The 16,628-nt window shown below is 60.5% G+C and carries 13 protein-coding genes and 6 pseudogenes; 9 read left to right on the forward strand and 10 right to left on the reverse strand.

The features are described 5' to 3' along the window. Positions 1-277: 277 nt before the first annotated feature. Positions 278-901: pseudogene (locus HT737_RS26210) on the reverse strand (TetR/AcrR family transcriptional regulator); the annotation flags it as partial. Between the two features lie 144 nt (positions 902-1,045). Between HT737_RS26210 and HT737_RS26215 the strand changes: the two are divergent. Then, entirely contained in the window at positions 1,046-1,504 is a 459-nt protein-coding gene (locus tag HT737_RS26215; protein ID WP_182404290.1) for a GNAT family N-acetyltransferase, read from the forward strand. A gap of 6 nt (positions 1,505-1,510) precedes the next feature. Here the strand turns inward: HT737_RS26215 and HT737_RS26220 are convergent, their stop codons facing one another. Continuing rightward, positions 1,511-1,813, reverse strand: a complete 303-nt coding sequence (locus HT737_RS26220; RefSeq protein WP_182404291.1) for a hypothetical protein — start codon at positions 1,811-1,813, stop codon at positions 1,511-1,513. 158 nt (positions 1,814-1,971) lie between these two features. Here HT737_RS26220 and HT737_RS26225 point away from each other — a divergent pair. Next, positions 1,972-3,418: pseudogene (locus HT737_RS26225) on the forward strand (SulP family inorganic anion transporter). A gap of 106 nt (positions 3,419-3,524) precedes the next feature. Here the strand turns inward: HT737_RS26225 and HT737_RS26230 are convergent. After that, positions 3,525-4,040 carry a carboxymuconolactone decarboxylase family protein gene (locus tag HT737_RS26230; protein ID WP_182404292.1) on the reverse strand — a complete coding sequence of 172 codons (516 nt, stop codon included), beginning with the start codon at positions 4,038-4,040 and terminating at the stop codon, positions 3,525-3,527. A gap of 131 nt (positions 4,041-4,171) precedes the next feature. Between HT737_RS26230 and HT737_RS26235 the strand changes: the two genes are divergently transcribed. Next, on the forward strand, positions 4,172-4,987 hold the full coding sequence (locus HT737_RS26235; protein ID WP_182404293.1) for an AraC family transcriptional regulator: 816 nt from the start codon (positions 4,172-4,174) through the stop codon (positions 4,985-4,987). A gap of 3 nt (positions 4,988-4,990) precedes the next feature. On the opposite strand, the pseudogene HT737_RS26240 reads toward HT737_RS26235, so the two are convergent. Next, positions 4,991-5,885, reverse strand: a pseudogene (locus HT737_RS26240) (DMT family transporter). 90 nt (positions 5,886-5,975) lie between these two features. Between HT737_RS26240 and HT737_RS26245 the strand changes: the two are divergent. Both HT737_RS26245 and HT737_RS26250 read left to right on the forward strand, forming a co-directional pair. Next, entirely contained in the window at positions 5,976-7,307 is a 1,332-nt protein-coding gene (locus HT737_RS26245; RefSeq protein WP_182404294.1) for a PLP-dependent aminotransferase family protein, read from the forward strand. 162 nt (positions 7,308-7,469) lie between these two features. Beyond that, positions 7,470-7,903: pseudogene (locus HT737_RS26250) on the forward strand (cytochrome c family protein). A gap of 277 nt (positions 7,904-8,180) precedes the next feature. Here HT737_RS26250 and HT737_RS26255 read toward each other — a convergent pair. Further along, the gene (locus tag HT737_RS26255; RefSeq protein WP_182404295.1) at positions 8,181-10,979 is read right to left on the reverse strand and encodes a hypothetical protein; all 2,799 of its coding nucleotides are present in this window, start codon (positions 10,977-10,979) and stop codon (positions 8,181-8,183) included. Positions 10,980-11,307: 328 nt separating this feature from the next. Here HT737_RS26255 and HT737_RS26260 point away from each other — a divergent pair, with 328 nt between their 5' ends. Further along, on the forward strand, positions 11,308-11,652 hold the full coding sequence (locus tag HT737_RS26260; RefSeq protein WP_182404296.1) for a hypothetical protein: 345 nt from the start codon (positions 11,308-11,310) through the stop codon (positions 11,650-11,652). Positions 11,653-11,726: 74 nt separating this feature from the next. On the opposite strand, the pseudogene HT737_RS26265 reads toward HT737_RS26260, so the two are convergent. Then, positions 11,727-11,930 (reverse strand): annotated as a pseudogene (locus HT737_RS26265) (hypothetical protein); the annotation flags it as partial. A 124-nt stretch (positions 11,931-12,054) separates the two neighbouring features. Continuing rightward, complete coding sequence (locus tag HT737_RS26270; RefSeq protein WP_182404297.1) at positions 12,055-12,624, reverse strand: chorismate mutase; 570 nt, start codon at positions 12,622-12,624, stop codon at positions 12,055-12,057. A 125-nt stretch (positions 12,625-12,749) separates the two neighbouring features. Between HT737_RS26270 and HT737_RS26275 the strand changes: the two are divergent. Continuing rightward, positions 12,750-14,109, forward strand: a pseudogene (locus tag HT737_RS26275) (MATE family efflux transporter). A 98-nt stretch (positions 14,110-14,207) separates the two neighbouring features. Then, positions 14,208-14,768 (forward strand): YceI family protein, encoded by a 561-nt coding sequence (locus HT737_RS26280; RefSeq protein ID WP_182404298.1) that lies wholly within the window; start codon positions 14,208-14,210, stop codon positions 14,766-14,768. Positions 14,769-14,783: 15 nt separating this feature from the next. Here the strand turns inward: HT737_RS26280 and HT737_RS26285 are convergent, their stop codons facing one another. Both HT737_RS26285 and HT737_RS26290 read right to left on the reverse strand, forming a co-directional pair. Further along, positions 14,784-14,996, reverse strand: a complete 213-nt coding sequence (locus HT737_RS26285) for a YXWGXW repeat-containing protein (RefSeq protein WP_047295049.1) — start codon at positions 14,994-14,996, stop codon at positions 14,784-14,786. A 41-nt stretch (positions 14,997-15,037) separates the two neighbouring features. Next, the gene (locus HT737_RS26290; protein ID WP_182404299.1) at positions 15,038-15,361 is read right to left on the reverse strand and encodes a YXWGXW repeat-containing protein; all 324 of its coding nucleotides are present in this window, start codon (positions 15,359-15,361) and stop codon (positions 15,038-15,040) included. Positions 15,362-15,616: 255 nt separating this feature from the next. Here HT737_RS26290 and HT737_RS26295 point away from each other — a divergent pair, with 255 nt between their 5' ends. Then, positions 15,617-16,303, forward strand: coding sequence for a GNAT family N-acetyltransferase (locus tag HT737_RS26295; protein ID WP_121184840.1), 687 nt, complete (start codon positions 15,617-15,619; stop codon positions 16,301-16,303). 112 nt (positions 16,304-16,415) lie between these two features. Here HT737_RS26295 and HT737_RS31380 read toward each other — a convergent pair. Then, positions 16,416-16,628 (reverse strand): hypothetical protein (locus HT737_RS31380; RefSeq protein WP_220459515.1); only part of this gene is annotated, 213 nt, incomplete at its 5' end.

Consider the following 16,628-nt stretch of genomic DNA (forward strand, 5'->3'; position numbering starts at 1 on the left):
GGCCTCATCGCTGGCAAGCCAGCTCCCACAGGGTTTGGCATGGATCACAAGGTCTTTGAAACAACACAGATCATTGTGGGAGCTGGCTTGCCAGCGATGGCGGTGGATCGGTCAATGAAGATGCCAGCTGTGCCAACCCAATCGCCAGCAGGCTGGCTCCCACAATGGCCGGTGGTGTGAACAGATTCCCATACTCAGCCCAAATCCCCTGTGGCGAGCGAGCTTGCTCGCGCCGGGCTGCGTAGCAGCTCTCATACCTCACGTCGCAAACAAACCCCCCACGAATCTCCCCAGCCCGCGGTGCCACGACGCCCTCCAGCACCATCCGCGTAATCGTCTCCGCCGCCGTCTGATAATCCTCATCCTGCGGCACCAGGCGCCCGGTGATGCAGCCCATTTGCCAGCCAATGTTGGTGTAGGTGCGGGTCGCCGACCAGATGAACAGCATCAGGTGTTCCGGGTCCACCGGCGCCAGCAGGCCGCGTTCGATCCAGCTGCGCAGGCAGTCGACATTGCGCTGGGCTTCGGCGTGCAGCAGGTCGCGGCATTCGTCCGGTAGCTGACGGCCACCGAGCAGCAGCTCGCCGCTGAACACCTTGGCAATCGCCGGGTGCTCGCGGGCGATGCGGATACGCGCGGCGACGTAGGCGCGCAGGCCAATCATGGGGTCGTCGCTTTCGCGCAGCGCCGCCGAGGCTTCCAGCAGCGGTTCGACGAACCCCAGCAAAACCTTGGAATAGAGGTTTTCCTTGGTCTGAAAGTAGTAATACAGGTTGGCCTTGGGCACGCCGGCGCGGGCGGCGATATCACGGGTCTGGGTGGCGTCGAAGCCGTTGGCGGCGAACTCTTCGCTGGCGGCGGCGAGGATCAATTGTTCGTTGCGTACGCGGATGGCACTCATGGGAACACGATGTAAATGGGTGGCATGGGCAGGTACTGAAAAATTCGGTTTCGCAATATACAAAACTATATAGCGATGAGGCCAGCTCACTCGTTCGAGAGCGCTATGCTGGTTCGATAATCAATAAAATCGGCGGGAGGGAACATGGTCATCAAGGCACTGCGCGCTACGGCGACTCATTTGGAGGCTGTGGCAAAACTGTTCGACGCCTATCGTGGCTTTTATCAGCAACCTTCGAACCTGACGCAATCGCGCGCCTTCATCGCTGAGCGCATGGCTGGCGAAGAATCGGCGATTTTCCTCGCGCAGGATGAACAGGGCGATGCGCTCGGCTTTGTGCAGTTATACCCGACGTTTTCCTCGATCGACGCTCACCGCACCTGGCTGCTCAGTGATTTGTTCACCACGCCCGCAGCCCGTGGTCACGGTGTCGGGCGATTACTGATGAATACGGCCCGCGACTTTGCCTTGCAGACTGGCGCCAAAGGTCTGGTGCTGGAAACCGCCACCGACAACTTGATAGCGCAGGGTTTGTACGAGTCGCTGGGTTATGTGCGTGATACCGGCTATTACACTTATATGCTCGATCTGCGTCAGGGTTGATCGAGTTCAACGCGGTCGCGCCAGCAACCGCTCGATCTGCGCCAGCTCCCAGGTACTCAGCAGGTCGACTGGATTGGTGCCGTAACGCTGCCACGTTGCCAATGTCCCCTCGCGGCCATCCGGGGCGCGGGCCTGTTCACAGTGGTGCAAGCGTCCGCCTTCAAAGTCCAGCAGCAACTGCCAGCCTTCGATATCGACCGCAACCAGTCCGGCATCACCGGGTCTCTCGGATCTGTTGAACATCAGCACACCCAGCGCAGCCTCGCGCAAGCGCTGGCAAACGTCGCGGGCGGTCAGCCATGCAGTCATGGTCATACTCGGAGGAGGCACAAGCGCGTCAGGATAAATCGCACGGCTAACGGTGTCAGCGATCGCTGGCCCGATTCCGAACTATTCCGTAACATCCGCACCCCTCATTTTCGTGAACATCAGCGGCCGCGCTCGTCGGCCGCTCAGTCAGGTAAGCCATGAAACCAAAACGTCTGCGCGCCGATGTCCTGGCCGGACTCACCACCTCGTTTGCCTTGTTGCCCGAATGCATTGCGTTCGCGCTGGTGGCGCATCTCAATCCACTGATGGGCCTGTACGGCGCCTTTTTCATTTGCACGTTGACCGCATTGTTCGGCGGCCGGCCGGGGAATGGTCTCCGGGGCGGCGGGTTCGATGGCGGTGGTGATCGTCGCGCTGGTGGTGCAGCACGGCGTGCAATACCTGTTGGCGACCGTGTTGCTCGGTGGCCTGATCATGATGGCGTTCGGCTTGTTGCGCCTGGGCAAACTGGTGCGCATGGTGCCGCATCCGGTGATGCTCGGTTTCGTCAATGGCCTGGCGATCATCATTGCCCTGGCGCAACTGGAGCATTTCAAGAGCAGTGAACACTGGCTCAGCGGCACGCCGCTGTACCTGATGACCGGGCTGGTGCTGCTGACCATGGCCATTGTCTATATTCTGCCACGCCTGACCCGCGCGGTGCCGCCGGCACTGGTGGCGATCCTCGGTGTGGGCCTGCTGGTCTACCTGTTCGGCCTGCCGACGCGCACCCTCGGCGACATGGCGCACATCGCCGGCGGTCTGCCGACTTTCGCCTTGCCGGACATCCCATGGAGCCTGGAGACCCTGCGCATCATCGCTCCGTACGCGATTCTGATGGCGCTGGTCGGTCTGCTGGAAACCCTGCTGACCCTGAACCTCACCGACGAAATCACCGAAACCCGCGGCTATCCGGATCGCGAATGCGTGGCGCTGGGCGCGGCGAACGTGGTCTCCGGCGCGTTCGGTGGCATGGGCGGTTGCGCAATGATCGGCCAGACCGTGATCAACCTCAGCTCCGGCGGACGCGGGCGTTTGTCCGGGGTGGTCGCGGGGGTGTTGATTCTGCTGTTCATCCTGTTTCTGTCGCCGCTGATCGAGCGTATTCCGCTGGCGGCACTGGTGGGCGTGATGTTCGTGGTGTCACAGCAGACTTTCGCCTGGGCCTCGTTGCGGGTGTTGAACAAAGTGCCGCTCAACGATGTGCTGGTGATCATCGCCGTGACCAGCATCACCGTGTTCACCGATCTGGCCACTGCCGTGCTCTGCGGGATCATCATCGCCGCGCTGAATTTCGCCTGGCAGCAGGCCCGCGAGTTGTACGCCGATGAACATCTGGAAACCGACGGCAGCAAACTCTATCGCCTGCATGGCACGCTGTTTTTCGCCTCGACCACGCCGTTTCTCAACCAGTTCGACCCGGCCAATGACCCGGCCCGGGTGACGCTGGATTGCCGGCATTTGAGCTTCGTTGACTATTCGGCGATTGCCGCGCTGAAGACCTTGCGCGAGCGTTACGCCAAGGCCGGCAAGGAATTGCAGGTGTTTCATCTGTCCGAGCGCTGCAAGAAACTGCTCAAACGCGCGGGCGTCGAACATCATTGATCAATTGTGAGAGCGGGCTTGCTCGCGAAAGCGCAGTGTCATTCAACACACTGGTTGATTGATTCAGCGCCTTCGCGAGCAAGCCCGCTCTCGTTTTTTTTCGCATTCAATCAATGGCCGGGAAGTCGATGTCGGTCAAGGCCGCGTTGTTCAGGTAGTTGGTCAGCGACTGCACAGCCACCAAGGCAATCACTTCGATAATCTTGCTGTCGTCAATGCCGGCAGCGCGGGCGGCGGCGATCTGCTCGTCGCTCAAGTGGCCGCGGCTTTGCGTCAACTGTTGGGCGAGAGCGGCATAGGCATTCAATTCACCGTGACGCGCGGCACTGATGTCCTGCGCCGAGAGCCCGGCCTTGCTGGCAAACAGGCTGTGCGCGGCCAGGCAATAATCGCAGCCGTTGATCTGTGATGTGGCGAGATACACCGCTTCTTTTTCCTTGGCGCTCAACGAAGTCTTGCCGAGGATCGCCGAAGCTTGCACGTAGGCTTCCAGGGCCACCGGGGCTTTGGCCAGCGTGGTAAAGACATTGGGCAGGAAGCCGATTTTTTTCTTCACGCCTTCCAGGGTCGGGCGGCTGGCGTCGGTGGCGTTTTCAAGGCTGATTGCAGGGATGCGGCTCATGGTGATTCTCCAGAAGTCCGGTGCGAAGTGCGCCGGGGATGGAGGTCATGTTATGGCGCACGGCTGGCGCTTTGGCCGCAGATCGTCGAGGATATGCAACAGATCGTCCAGATATGCATCGGGAGTCGCCCATGGATCGTCTTTCAACGCTGCTCAGCCATTTCGGTGTGAGTGCCGGCACCTTTCACAGTGGCACGTTTTGCGGCGTCGGCCTGCATGAGGGCGAACCGGTCGGGCATGTGCATCTATTACAGGCCGGCGAGTTGTTGCTGAAAGCGGGCAATCAACGTGAGGTTCGTATTGTCGAACCTTCACTGATTTTCTTCCCGCGGCCCTGCACTCATCGGATGTCCGCCGATGAGGCCATGGGCGCACAGCTGGTCTGCGCCACGCTGACGTTTGACGGAGGTACCGGCAATGCGCTGGCGGCGGCACTGCCGGATTATCTGCTGCTCAAACTCAGCGAAATCCCGGAGTTGGGCAACACGCTGGAATGGCTGTTCAGAGAAGCCTTTGAAGGTCATTGCGGGCGCGTGGCGGTGATGGATCGTTTGTTTGAATTGCTGGTGATCCTGCTGTTGCGCCACCTCATCAGCAGCCGTGTCCAGCCACCCGGCCTGATGGCCGGGCTCGCGGATCCGCGCTTGTCTCGCGCCTTGACCCTGATGCATGAGCAACCGGCCAGACCCTGGCGTGTGGCGGACCTGGCGACAGCCGCCCATCTGTCCAGAGCCGGATTCGCCGAGCAGTTCCACCGCGTCGTCGGGCAGTCGCCAGCTGACTATCTGCTGAGCTGGCGGATCAGTCTGGTGCAGAAGCGTCTGCGCGAGGGACGGGCGATTGCGCTGATCGCGCAAGAGGTCGGTTATGAAAGTCCTTCGGCACTGGCTCGAGCGTTTCGCCGCAAGACCGGGCTCAGCCCGCGGGAGTGGAAGGCTGGCGTCTGAGGATTATCGGGCGAATTTCTTTGCCCCGGCCACACACAGAATCACTCCCAGCGTCACCGCCAGCATCCCCAGGCTGACCTGTTCATGCAGCAACGTCGCCGCCAGCGCCAGACCGAAAAACGGCTGCAGCAATTGCAGTTGTCCCACTGCCGCAATCCCGCCCTGGGCCAGGCCGCGATACCAGAACACGAACCCGATCAGCATGCTGAACAGCGCCACATACGCCAGGCACAGCCAGGCCGACAGGCTGATGTGACTGAACGAGGCGGGGGCCAGCCACAGGCTGAGCAACGCCATCACCGGTAGCGACAACACCAACGCCCAGCAGATTACCTGCCAGCCGCCGAGCACGCGCGACAGTTTGGCGCCTTCGGCGTAACCCAGACCACAGGCCAGAATCGCCGCGAGCATCAGCAGATCACCGGTGGGCGAGGCGGTCAGCCCCTGTGACAAGGCGAAGCCAACGACCAAGGCACTGCCGAGAGTCGAGAACACCCAGAACACCGGTCGCGGATGCTCGCCGCCACGCAGCACGCCAAAAAATCGCCGTCGCCAGTGGCAGCAATCCCACAAACACAATCGAATGCGCCGACGTCACGTGTTGCAGCGCCAATGCCGTCAGCAAGGGGAAACCCAGCACCACGCCCAACGCCACAATCAACAACGGCCACCACTGATCCCGTGCCGGACGCCGTTCGCGAAACAGCCACAACAGCGCTGCTGCCAACACGCCGGCAATGGCCGCGCGGGCCACAGTAAGAAACACCGGATCAAATTCAAGTACCGCCAGGCGCGTGGCCGGTAACGATCCGCTGAAGATCACCACGCCGATAAAACCGTTGATCCAGCCGCTGGTTTTTTCCAGGGCCGGGTTAACCGGGTTCGAAGTCCGTTCCATACAGGGTCACGCTCAAAGGTAGGGTTGCTTTCGAGTGATCCTGAAGCCGAGAATCAGCACAATCAAATAATTGTCATGGATACATCCGCTATGCCGCGCTCACGCTACAAGACCCTCGTTGACGCTTACGCAGCGGATATTCGCTGCGGGCATCTGGCACCGGGAACGCGCCTGCCGACCCACCGCGAACTGGCAGCCCGTGAAGGCCTGGCACTGGTCACCGCATCGCGGGTGTACGCCGAACTTGAGGCCATGGGGCTGGTCAGCGGCGAGACCGGGCGCGGGACGTTTGTCCGTGAAACCTCTTTGTCGCCGGGGCAGGGGATCGATCAGAAGGACGTGGCAGTCGGCATGATCGATCTCAACTTCAATTACCCGTCTCTGCCCGGTCAGGCCGATCTGTTGCGCACGGCGTTACGTCAATTGGCGCTGTCGGGCGATCTGGAAGCCTTGCTGCGCTATCAACCCCACGCCGGACGACAGCATGAGCGTGCCTCGGTGGCGCGGCATCTGCAGGATCGCGGGGTGCAGGCCGATGCCGGGCAAGTGCTGATCGTCAACGGAGCCCAGCAGGGGTTGGCGGTGACGCTGATGGCCTTGCTCAAACCCGGCGACGTCATTGCCGCCGATGCGCTGACCTATTCCGGCTTCAAGGTGCTGGCCGAAGCGCTGCATCTGGAAGTGGTGGCGATTCCGCCCGGTGATCACGGGCCGGATCTGGCGGCGCTCGACAAGCTCTGTCGCAGCCGTTCGGTGCGGGCGATCTACAGCATGCCGACCCTGCACAATCCGTTGGGTTGGGTGACGCCGATCGAGCAGCGCGAGCAATTGGTCGCACTTGCCCGGCGGCATGATCTGATTCTCATCGAAGACGCGGCCTACGCCTTTCTGGTGGATAACCCACCGCGTACCCTGATTGATCTGGCGCCGGAGCGCACGGTGTACGTCTCGGGACTTTCCAAGAATATCGCCACCGGCCTGCGCGTCGGTTTTATTGCCGCCCCCCTGCGCATCGTGCCGGCGCTGGAACGCATCATCCGCGCCACCACCTGGAACACCCCCGGCGTGATGACCGCGATGGCTTGCGGCTGGCTCGACGACGGCACCGTCACCCTACTGGAGCAACAAAAACGCGACGATGCCAAGGCCCGGCAAGCGCTGGCCGCCGAGTTGTTGCAAGGGCTGACGTGCATCGGTCATCCGTCCTCTTACTTTTTGTGGTTGCCGTTGCCGGAAGACGTGCGTGCCGATCAGATGGTGGTGGAGTTGATGCACGAGCAGATTTCGGTGACGACTGCCGAGCCGTTCGCGGTGTCGGCGCATGTGCCGCATGCGATTCGGCTGGCGTTGGGGTCGGTGCCGATGGATGTCTTGCGCCAGGCATTGATCACCGTCAGAAAGGTCATCGGCGCTTATCTGTAAAAAATACTGACTGTGAAATACACCTGTGGCGAGGGAGCTTGCTCCCGCTGGTCTGCAGCGCAGGCCCATATTGGGGTCGCTACGCAACCCAGCGGGAGCAAGTTCCCTCGCCACAAAATGTTAGCCTTGCCTCGACTGCATCACACCGTTTTGGATTGCCCGATGAAAAACACCGCTTCATTTCTTCTTGCATTGGCCGCAACCGCCGTGTTGTTCAGCTCAACCGCCCGCGCCGCAGGCGATCCCCGCCGCCGGCGAAAAGATCTTCCCCGCGCCTGTGCGGCGGCTGCCATCAGGTCGGCCCGGACGCGCGCCCGGGTTTCGGTCCGCAACTCAACGGCATCATCGGCCGACCTGCCGGGACGACGGCCAATTACGTGTATTCCGAGGCAATGAAAAACTCCGGCAAGACCTGGGACCGCGACACGCTGACCGCGTATCTGAAAGACCCGAAGGGCGTGGTGCCCGGGACGCGGATGATTTTCTGGGGCCTGAGCGACGAAGAGAAGATCGATAATCTGCTGGCGTACCTGCAAAGCTTTTCAGCAGAAAAAACAATAGAGCCCGTCGGCCTGCCCCGGGCGCACGGCCGATGAGCTTCATGGGTGCGGGTTCAGGTCAGGAAGTTGTGGCGCCGAGCAGTTCAAGCCTGCCCAGCGCCAGTTCCACCAGCGCAAGGTGTTACGGGCTGCAGGAATGAACGTTAAACACATATAAACGATGAATCCCCAAAAGCAAAAAATCGCAGCCTGCGGCATCTCCTGCAGAGGTATCGGTATCCCCCTGCAGGAGCCGCCGCAGGCGGCGATCTTTTAGTGTCCGAACCAGGCGCCAAAATAATAAGCCCGTCCCCTTATGACTCTGGCGAACTGTTCACAGCCGTCGTACGTGAATGGCATCCAGGATAAAGTCATTGCCGCCTCGGGCTCCGCCGTAGCCTCCGCGATCCTCGTGATTAAGCATGTAAATCGTGTAGGCACCACTGACGGGTACTCGAAAATTGGCCACCTGCTGAAAAAAGGTGCCCGTTCTCGGTACCGTGAATGCGCCGAGAATCGGCATTCCGCTGGAGGTGCTGACGCTGATCACCGGTGGAACGTTGTCAGGTTGCGGACTGACATTGGCTACGTAGTAGCTGAACTGGTAGGTTCTCGCGGCCTTGAATTGAAATGTCTGGCTTAGCATGACTCCTGAGTTTCCCCCAGCGTCATAGGTCAGGTTTTCGTAGTGATCACTGAGAATTCTTGCAGTTCTTGAGGCCGGTCCTAATGCCCAGTTCCCGGCATTACCATTGAAATCGGTGATGGAGTCGCGCCAGGTGTCGGCAAGAATATTCAGATCAAGGCTTGGCGACCGCAGTGGCTGATTCTGCTCACTGGAGGACGAGACCAGATAGGTGATTGCCACTGTCCGGGCGGCATTGGCAATGAATGTTGATCGGGGAACCAGAAAAATCAGGGGCTTGATGGTATCGACATTCGTGGATGCAGTCGTGTAATGACCTCCCGCACCGGCCAACTCGACCTTGACGGACTGCCCGGGGGACATTCCGGTATAGATCGGAACTTCGATACGTGCACCGCTATCGGCAATATCATCGAAATTGAGGGTTGCACCGGGTAAGTCGAGCAATTTTGGTGCGGTCAGAGAGAGTGATTTGATCAGGTATGTTCGCACCGGGAACAATATTGCTGTGGCAAAGTCTGCGTCGCCGGCCAGATTCACCCAAAAGCTGATTTTCAGTTCACTGTCGTGCTTCAGGGATTTGAGCCACTCCAGCGGGAGTGCTCGGTTCAGGCCGGAAGTACCAGTATGAGGCTCATTCACCAGATCATTGTAGGGTTCGGCGGGACCCGTCCTGGTTACTCCGTCATAGCGAAGCCACAGGCGCTGTCCGTTTGCCTCGCCGGGCCAGGTAGTGACGGTCAGGCGATCACTGGTCTGTAACTTATTGATGTCGAGCTCCGCACCCTGGCGAATTTGTGGTGTCGGCAGCCGTGAGTCTTGCGGGGGGATCGCTTGAATTTTCAATGCCAGCGGCAACGACTTGCCCGCTTGTCCTCCATTACGGTTGAGGTTCCAGCGCATCTCGATTGTTCTGCCCTGGCGCACCGCGAGAAAAGCCTGGGTCAACACCGTATTTACCCGCTTGTTGCTGTTGAACTCCGTCAGAGGAAAGGCGGGTGATCCTGCAGGCGGCTTGACCTCTACCAATCGCGCCCGGTCATCCTTGATTGCACCGACGTATTCGATACGTACTGTCACACCGTCCGGATAAGCCAGCGCATCAATCGGCGTGAGCGCCGGTTTGACCAGTGTCGGCGGGTCCAGCGGCACCACGGCCTGTTCGCTGATGCGCAATTGCAGCAACTCGGAAAACACCCGCGTCTGCCCGGGATTGGCCACGGTGCATTGCACCACCAGCGGGGTGTCCGGGAAGGGGGCGATGTATTTGGCCGGCACCTTGAAGATGACCGGTTGGGACGGGTCGCTGACGATCAGGCGGAAAACGTACAGCGCTGCGACGCCGTCCTTGTCGGTGGTCTGCCAATGGGCTTCGACGGTGGCCCCGGTCTGCAGCGGCCAATATTCGGCGAGCTGTACGGTGGCTTCGGCGGTGTCCACCGGCAGTTTGCCGTCCACCAGCGGTGCGACGAGCGGCAGGCCAAGCGGTTGGGTCACGCCGCTGACGGTGACGTCCGCCGGTTTGGAAAATTGGCTCTTGCCGGCCCGAATCAACTGATAGGACGCGTGCAGGGCCCCGCCGATCAGGTTGCGGATTTTTTCATTCTCGACCGGAAAATCGACGGTGCGCGTGGCGGCGCTCAGGGTCCGGTTGTAGGTGTGGTTTACGGTTTCGCCGCCCTGAGTGACGCCTTGCAGGGTCAGTTCGATGCGGTCATTGGCGGCAAATACGCCGGTGACGAGGATACCGGCAGTGCCACCGTCCAGTTGATCGTGATGCAGGATGTTGTCGATGTCCGCCTGTTCGAAGATCGGTGCGGCCAACAGCACAATGCCCGGTTTGAACGGCAGCACCAGCGAGTCCGACCAGCCGCTGGCATTTTCCACCACATCGAACACTTCCCAGCGCACCATCAGAGTGTTGGTGGGAGCGAGGGTGGCCAGTTGATCCGGGGTCAGTTCGAACATCACATCGCCCAACGCGGTAACCATGGTTTCCAGCAGCAGCGAGCCGAAGGCCAGGACCACTACATCACCGATGTGCTGGTTGAAATACTGCATGACGGTTACGAACATTCCGTCATCGATCACCGTCTGATCGACGAAACCCTCGGAAGCCACGGGCAATTTCAGGCCCTGGTTGAAGGGTTTGCCACCATCGGTATCGGCCTCGCCTGGCGCGGGGTATTTGTAGAGCAGCGGTATGTGCGGGGACTCTTCGGTATTTTTGCTGAAGCGCTTGACTTCGAACCACAAGTCCTTGCTCTGGATTTGCAGCGGCAGAAAGCGGGACTGCATGTCGGCAGCCGAAATGTGGAACGGGATGTTCTTGGCGTTGCCCTGGTCATCGAAGTGCGCAGCGGTAACCGAAAATTGCGCGACCGGTGATCGCGTGTTTTCGATAAACACTCTGATATCGTCGCCTACGGCCATCTCGATATAGGCCAGGATATACACCAGCAGACCGTCGCGGTCGCCCTGCACCATGTGGATGTTGATCCCCAGCGCCCCGTCCTTCTGCGGCTTGAAACCCACCGGATACGGCGGGTACACGGCCAGAACGCCGATACCGCGATCCGGTGGAAAGACAGTGATCTGCTGACTGGAAGCATTGCTCGTCAATTGGCTGGTCATGGGCGCGTCACCTGTTCAATATGGCTGGGTGATGAGGGAGTGGCCCGAGGGATTAAAGCGCTGGCGGGGGCTGGCTGCCTACTGTCAGATCTGACAGGTGAGGGCGGGTTTGCGACGAATGGCAGGCCTGGATTTCCCAAAGCAAAAGATCTCAGCTTGCGGCAGCCCTCTGGCTCGCCGAATGGAACGATCAGCAGCCCGCGCTCGATCGACTCTGCCGCCAGGGTCATGTCGGGTTCTGGCGGGTTGCACCGGCACCCCGATGAACATCAAACAATACGACAGCAGCCAATACACCGTGATTGGTCACAGCAAAGCCACGGCCACCGGCCTGCTGCTGTTCGGCGTGATCCCGATTCAACAGAACCGCCGCTTCGTTCGTGCGCAGACAGCGGCGATCAAGGCCAAGGTCGGTGACGCCATGATCAACACCCAGGTTCAGGAAAACTGGTTCTGGGCGTGGGTGCTGACCGGTTACACCACCAGAATCTCCGCTGATGTGGTCAAGCTGAAAACAGCTCAATAAGCAGCGGTTGAACGCAAAAGCCCGGCTGATCAGGCCGGGCTTTTTCATGGCTTGTGCGAAGAGACATCAACTCAAGCAACGCGACGCTCGATCAGCCGATCCGCGCCACCTTCAGCGACACGACGTTCCAGCAAACGATCAGAGCCACCTTCAGCCAGACGGCTTTCAATCAACTTGTCCGAGCCGCCTTCAGCGACCATTTGGTGAACAGGGGCTGCTGCAAAAGCGTTAACTGCGAGTACCGAGAAAGCGATGCCGAGGATGGTTTGGCGTTTCATGATCGTGTGCTCCGGGGTGTATTGGGTTGGTATGGAGCTGATGTTACGCCGCGGATTTTTTATGAGAACTTCATTGACGTGATGGTGACTATCGACGCCAGCGATGTATGCCGGAACCCCTGATTTAAAGCTTCGGCGCCCGAATGCACAGCTCTCCGGTGGCACGGGTCAGGGCCAGATCGTGCAGGGCGTCGTGGGTCAGACCCTGGCGTGCCTTCGCCAGCCAGACCGGGCAATTCGGGTCGCGGCGATACGGCGCGAAATCGGCGTACTGACGCAGCAGGCGGTTTTGCAGTTCGTCCAGTTGCGGGCGAATCTGTTTTGCCAGATCCGGTCGTGGCGTGTCCGGTGCGCGGCCTATCGCTTGCCATTGCGCCAGCAAACCGTATTGCACCAGTTTGTTGGCTTCCATTTGTGCGGCGATCAACTGGGCCACGTCCTCGGGATCGAGCTTGTGTTCGCTGGCCAGCGTGCGGGCACTGGCAATGACCTGGGCCTCGCGCGGGCTGTCCTGAATCGGCTTGCCGCTGTCCCATTTGGTCAGGGCCACGAGGTCGCCGATGTTCAGGCGTTCGTTCAGGGTTGTCAGCAACGGGCGCAACGAATCCAGCAGAGCAGGGGCCTGGGCGGCAGCGACGGAGTGGCTGACAAGGGCCAGCAATGAGCAGGTCAGAGCATTTCGCAGGAGGGGCATGGCAGGGCGCGATCCAGAATGAGTGTGCCGCCATTTAAGCCTTGAGCCGACCCGATGTCGACCGACTTTAACCCGCGCATCTAGCGTAATATCCACCGCATCTCCCACCCCGAGACGGACCCTCAATGCAAACCCCCGCCACCAGCAAACCCCTCTGGCAAACCTACCTGTTGTTCCTCGCACCGATGGTGTTGTCCAACTTTTTGCAATCGATGTCGGGCACGGTCAACAGCATCTACATCGGGCAGATGCTCGGTACGCAGGCGCTGGCGGCGGTATCGGGGATGTTTCCGATCGTCTTTTTCTTCATCGCACTGGTGATCGGGTTGGGTGCCGGTGCCGGGGTGTTGATCGGGCAGGCGTGGGGCGCGCGTGAGGCGCACATGGTCAAGGCGATCGCCGGCGCAACCTTGTTGCTGGGCGTGTTGATCGGTTTGCTGGCGGCGGTGCTGGGCAGTGTGTTCGCACGTCAGGCCTTGCAGGGGCTGGGGACCCCGGCGGATGTGCTGGACGACGCGGTGGCGTATGCCCGAGTGATGATGTGGACCTTGCCTTTTGTGCTGGTGTACGTGCTGTTCACTCAGTTGTTGCGCGGGGTGAGCGACACGTTGTCGCCGATGCTGGCGCTGTTGCTGTCAACCGTCGTCGGTCTGGCACTGACTCCGGCGTTCATTCGCGGGTGGCTGGGTCTGCCGCAACTGGGGATTCAGAGTGCGGCGTTCGCCGGTCTGGCCGGTACGCTGACGGCGATGGCGTGGCTGGCCTGGAGTCTGATTCGCAAGGGGCACCCGCTGGCACCGGACCGCGAGTTCTTCGGCGCGCTGCGGCTGGACGGGGCGATTCTGGGCAAAGTGCTGCGCATCGGCCTGCCGACCGGGGGTGCAGATGATCGTGCTGTCGTTGTCGGAGCTGGTGATTCTGACGCTGGTCAACCAGCACGGCTCGCAGGCGACGGCGGCCTATGGCGCGGTGACGCAGATCGTCAACTACGTGCAGTTCCCGGCGCTGTCGATTGCCATCACCGCCTCGATCCTTGGCGCCCAGGCCATCGGTGCCGGGCACCTGCAGCGCCTGGCCGCGATCCTGCGCACCGGGCTGCTGATCAACGTGTGCCTGACCGGTGGCCTGATTGTGCTCGGCTACCTGTTGTCGCACTGGCTGCTGGGGTTGTTCCTGACCGAAGACTCGACCCGGGCCATGGCCGAGCACTTGCTGCATATCATGTTGTGGAGCCTGCTGGTGTTCGGTTTCCAGGCGATCATCGGCGGCATCATGCGTGCCAGCGGCACGGTGCTGGTGCCGGTGGCAATCGCCATTGTCTGCGTGGTCGGCGTGCAGCTGCCGGCGGCTTACTGGCTGGACGGGCAGTACGGTTTGCAAGGGGTGTGGATGGCGTTTCCGGTGGCCTATCTGGGCATGCTGGTGTTGCAGACCCTGTATTACAAACTGGTCTGGCAGCATCAGAAGATCGAGCGGCTGGTCTGAGCCTGAGCCACACCGGCGGACAGATGACATGGCACAGCTGCCGGTTGTTTGCTTAAGTCAATCGAGGCCTCGAAGGTTTGCCCTGTCCGGAGAATCCCATGCGTGTCCGATTCACCGCTGTGGCACTGTTTACCGGCCTGTGCGTCATGACCTGCGCGCAGGCCGCTGAATACAATCGCGTCAACACTACCGCCAGCAAGATCAGCTTCATTTACAAGCAATTCGGCGACCAGGTCTATGGCACCTTCGGCAAGTTCGACGCGACGCTGCAGTTCGACAGCGACAACCTCGCCAACGCCCACACTACGCTGCACATCGACCTGGCCAGCATCAATGCCGGCAGCGACGACGCCAATACCGAGCTGGTGAAACCGGCGTGGTTCGACACCCAGCGCTTTCCTGAGGCGGTGTTCGTATCCAGCCGTTTTACCCGCGTGGCGAACAACCGCTATCTGGTCGCCGGTCTGCTTACCGTCAAAGGCATTACCCGCGAGGTGCAAGTGCCGGTCGAGCTGAAGCCGGACAGCACGATCGGCATTTTCGACGGCGAGCTGGTGCTCAAACGCAGCGAATTCGGACTCGGAGCGGGGGAGTGGGCGGATACCGTCGTGTCCAATGACATTGCCATTTCCTTCAAGGTGGTGGCGCCACAGCAGTGACGCCAGCCGTTGCGGTTAGTAGGCGCGCCAGTGTCCCGGCACCCAGCGCCATTCATGGCCACCCCAGCGGTAATGACCGGCGACCCAGTGATAGCCCGGCGCAGGCATCACCGGCACCACTTCCACCGGCGGCGGTGGCCGGTGCGGACGGACCGGTTCGACGACGCAACCGGACAGGGTGATCGCCACCAGTGCGGTGGCGAGCAAGGCTTTAATGCTTCTGGACATGGGCTGTTCCTTATAGAAGAAGTGTGCAGGTCGACGGCTAATCAGCGCACCCAGCGCCCTTCAACCCAGAACCAGTTCGGCCCGCGTGCCTGCCAGTGCCCCGGTCTCCAGTGCGCACCATGACGCACCGGTTGCCAATGGCCGGGCATCCACACGTAACCGCGTCCTTCCCAGCGCCAGTGGCCCTCATCCCAGACATACCCGGGACGCGCGCCGGGCATCACTTCCATGCGCATCGGCGGTGGGGCTTGCTGGACGATCACCACCTGCTGGGCAAACGCTGGCGCACTGGCCAGCGCCGCCAGCGTCATCGGCACCAGCAGCAGGGTCTTTCGCCATTTGAACAGTGAACGCAACACGCTCATGACAACTCCTCAAGGCCTGCGTAAAAAGAGAACGCAGTTGAAGAATTGGACGCCAAATCGGCAAAAGATCCGCTGTGCGGCAGATGAAATTTTCTTCAGCTCAACCACCACTTTCCTGTAGGAGCTGCCGCAGGCTGCGATCTTTTTGATCTTGCTTCTATAAAGCCAAAAGATCGCAGCCTTCGGCAGCTCCTACACAGAGCAGGTGTCGGGACAGGGTATGATGGCGCGGTTTTTCGCCGGAGTTCACCCGTCATGCCACGCATCACCCACTACAAAACCCCATGCCCCGAAAGCGTCAACAGCCAGATTCTGCAACTGGTGGTCGATTACCTCACCGACATCAGCGCGGTCGGTCTTGGCCCGAGCAACCTGCTGTACAACGTCTATCAGTACGCGGTCGGTTATGAGGTGCATCTGTATCTGGAGGCGCTGAATGGCGAGAAGGGCACCGAGGTGGAGTTGCTGGTGGCGACGGCTGAGGATGATCCGGAGCAGGTCACCGGTTTCCTTTTGTACTTGCCGGTGCAGGGCGATTGGGAAGCGTGCAGCGTCGCCTACATGGCCGTGCGCGAAGGCTATCGGCGCCAGGGCGTGGCGCGGGCGATGATCGGCGAGATGGTCAGCCGTTACCCGCATGCCGAACTGACCTGCAGTGTTGGCAAGGTGCCGTATTTCGAGGCGCTGGGGTTCGAGGTGATCGGCGCTCGCGAAACCCAGGTGCTGATGAGCACCCGGCATTACCGCAGCAACGGCCTGCGTGGCTTTATCGACACCACGCCGATCTACCGCTCGCTGGAAGTGCAGCAGATCCACACCTACCTGCTGCAGAAGAACGGCAAGCGCGCGATGCTCGATGCCGAGAAGCAGCGCGACCGGCATCTCGATCAGGTCACCCGGCACACTGAAGAATTCGTGCGCCAGCGGCTGACGTTGCACTGAGTCAGCGGCAAAAAACGGGCAAAAAAAGAGCCTCAAGGCTCTTTGATGGGGAGAAGTAGAGCCCATGAGGCTCAAGCTGCGCATGAAACAGGGAACAGGCTTGATTTGGGGTTCAGAACACCCGATCCCTACGCAGGCGCTCAGGAGTGAAGCGCCTGTGTACCTTCATCATGGGAACGCGCAGAGGCTGACTCAAGTACCGCGTGTCGAAATCCTGATATAGCGCGGAGCGGATGATGACGTGGTCGTTGAGCACCGCTGACTCCCTCTGTAGGAGCTGCGGCACGCTGCGATCTTTTGACCTTGCTTTCAAAAAATCAAAAAT

Source organism: Pseudomonas sp. MD195_PC81_125 (assembly GCF_014060985.1).
GTDB lineage: Bacteria > Pseudomonadota > Gammaproteobacteria > Pseudomonadales > Pseudomonadaceae > Aquipseudomonas > Aquipseudomonas parakoreensis.

Excerpts from the sequence above, each read along its gene's own strand:
- HT737_RS26245 (WP_182404294.1), top strand. The coding sequence starts at position 5,976 with ATGCCGCGCTCACGCTACAAGACCCTCGTTGACGCTTACGCAGCGGAT.
- HT737_RS26270 (WP_182404297.1), bottom strand. The coding sequence starts at position 12,624 with ATGCCCCTCCTGCGAAATGCTCTGACCTGCTCATTGCTGGCCCTTGTC.
- HT737_RS26235 (WP_182404293.1), top strand. The coding sequence starts at position 4,172 with ATGGATCGTCTTTCAACGCTGCTCAGCCATTTCGGTGTGAGTGCCGGC.
- HT737_RS26280 (WP_182404298.1), top strand. The coding sequence starts at position 14,208 with ATGCGTGTCCGATTCACCGCTGTGGCACTGTTTACCGGCCTGTGCGTC.
- HT737_RS26260 (WP_182404296.1), top strand. The coding sequence starts at position 11,308 with ATGGAACGATCAGCAGCCCGCGCTCGATCGACTCTGCCGCCAGGGTCA.
- HT737_RS26215 (WP_182404290.1), top strand. The coding sequence starts at position 1,046 with ATGGTCATCAAGGCACTGCGCGCTACGGCGACTCATTTGGAGGCTGTG.
- HT737_RS26295 (WP_121184840.1), top strand. The coding sequence starts at position 15,617 with ATGCCACGCATCACCCACTACAAAACCCCATGCCCCGAAAGCGTCAAC.
- HT737_RS26255 (WP_182404295.1), bottom strand. The coding sequence starts at position 10,979 with ATGGTGCAGGGCGACCGCGACGGTCTGCTGGTGTATATCCTGGCCTAT.
- HT737_RS26290 (WP_182404299.1), bottom strand. The coding sequence starts at position 15,361 with ATGAGCGTGTTGCGTTCACTGTTCAAATGGCGAAAGACCCTGCTGCTG.
- HT737_RS26285 (WP_047295049.1), bottom strand. The coding sequence starts at position 14,996 with ATGTCCAGAAGCATTAAAGCCTTGCTCGCCACCGCACTGGTGGCGATC.
- HT737_RS26230 (WP_182404292.1), bottom strand. The coding sequence starts at position 4,040 with ATGAGCCGCATCCCTGCAATCAGCCTTGAAAACGCCACCGACGCCAGC.
- HT737_RS26220 (WP_182404291.1), bottom strand. The coding sequence starts at position 1,813 with ATGACTGCATGGCTGACCGCCCGCGACGTTTGCCAGCGCTTGCGCGAG.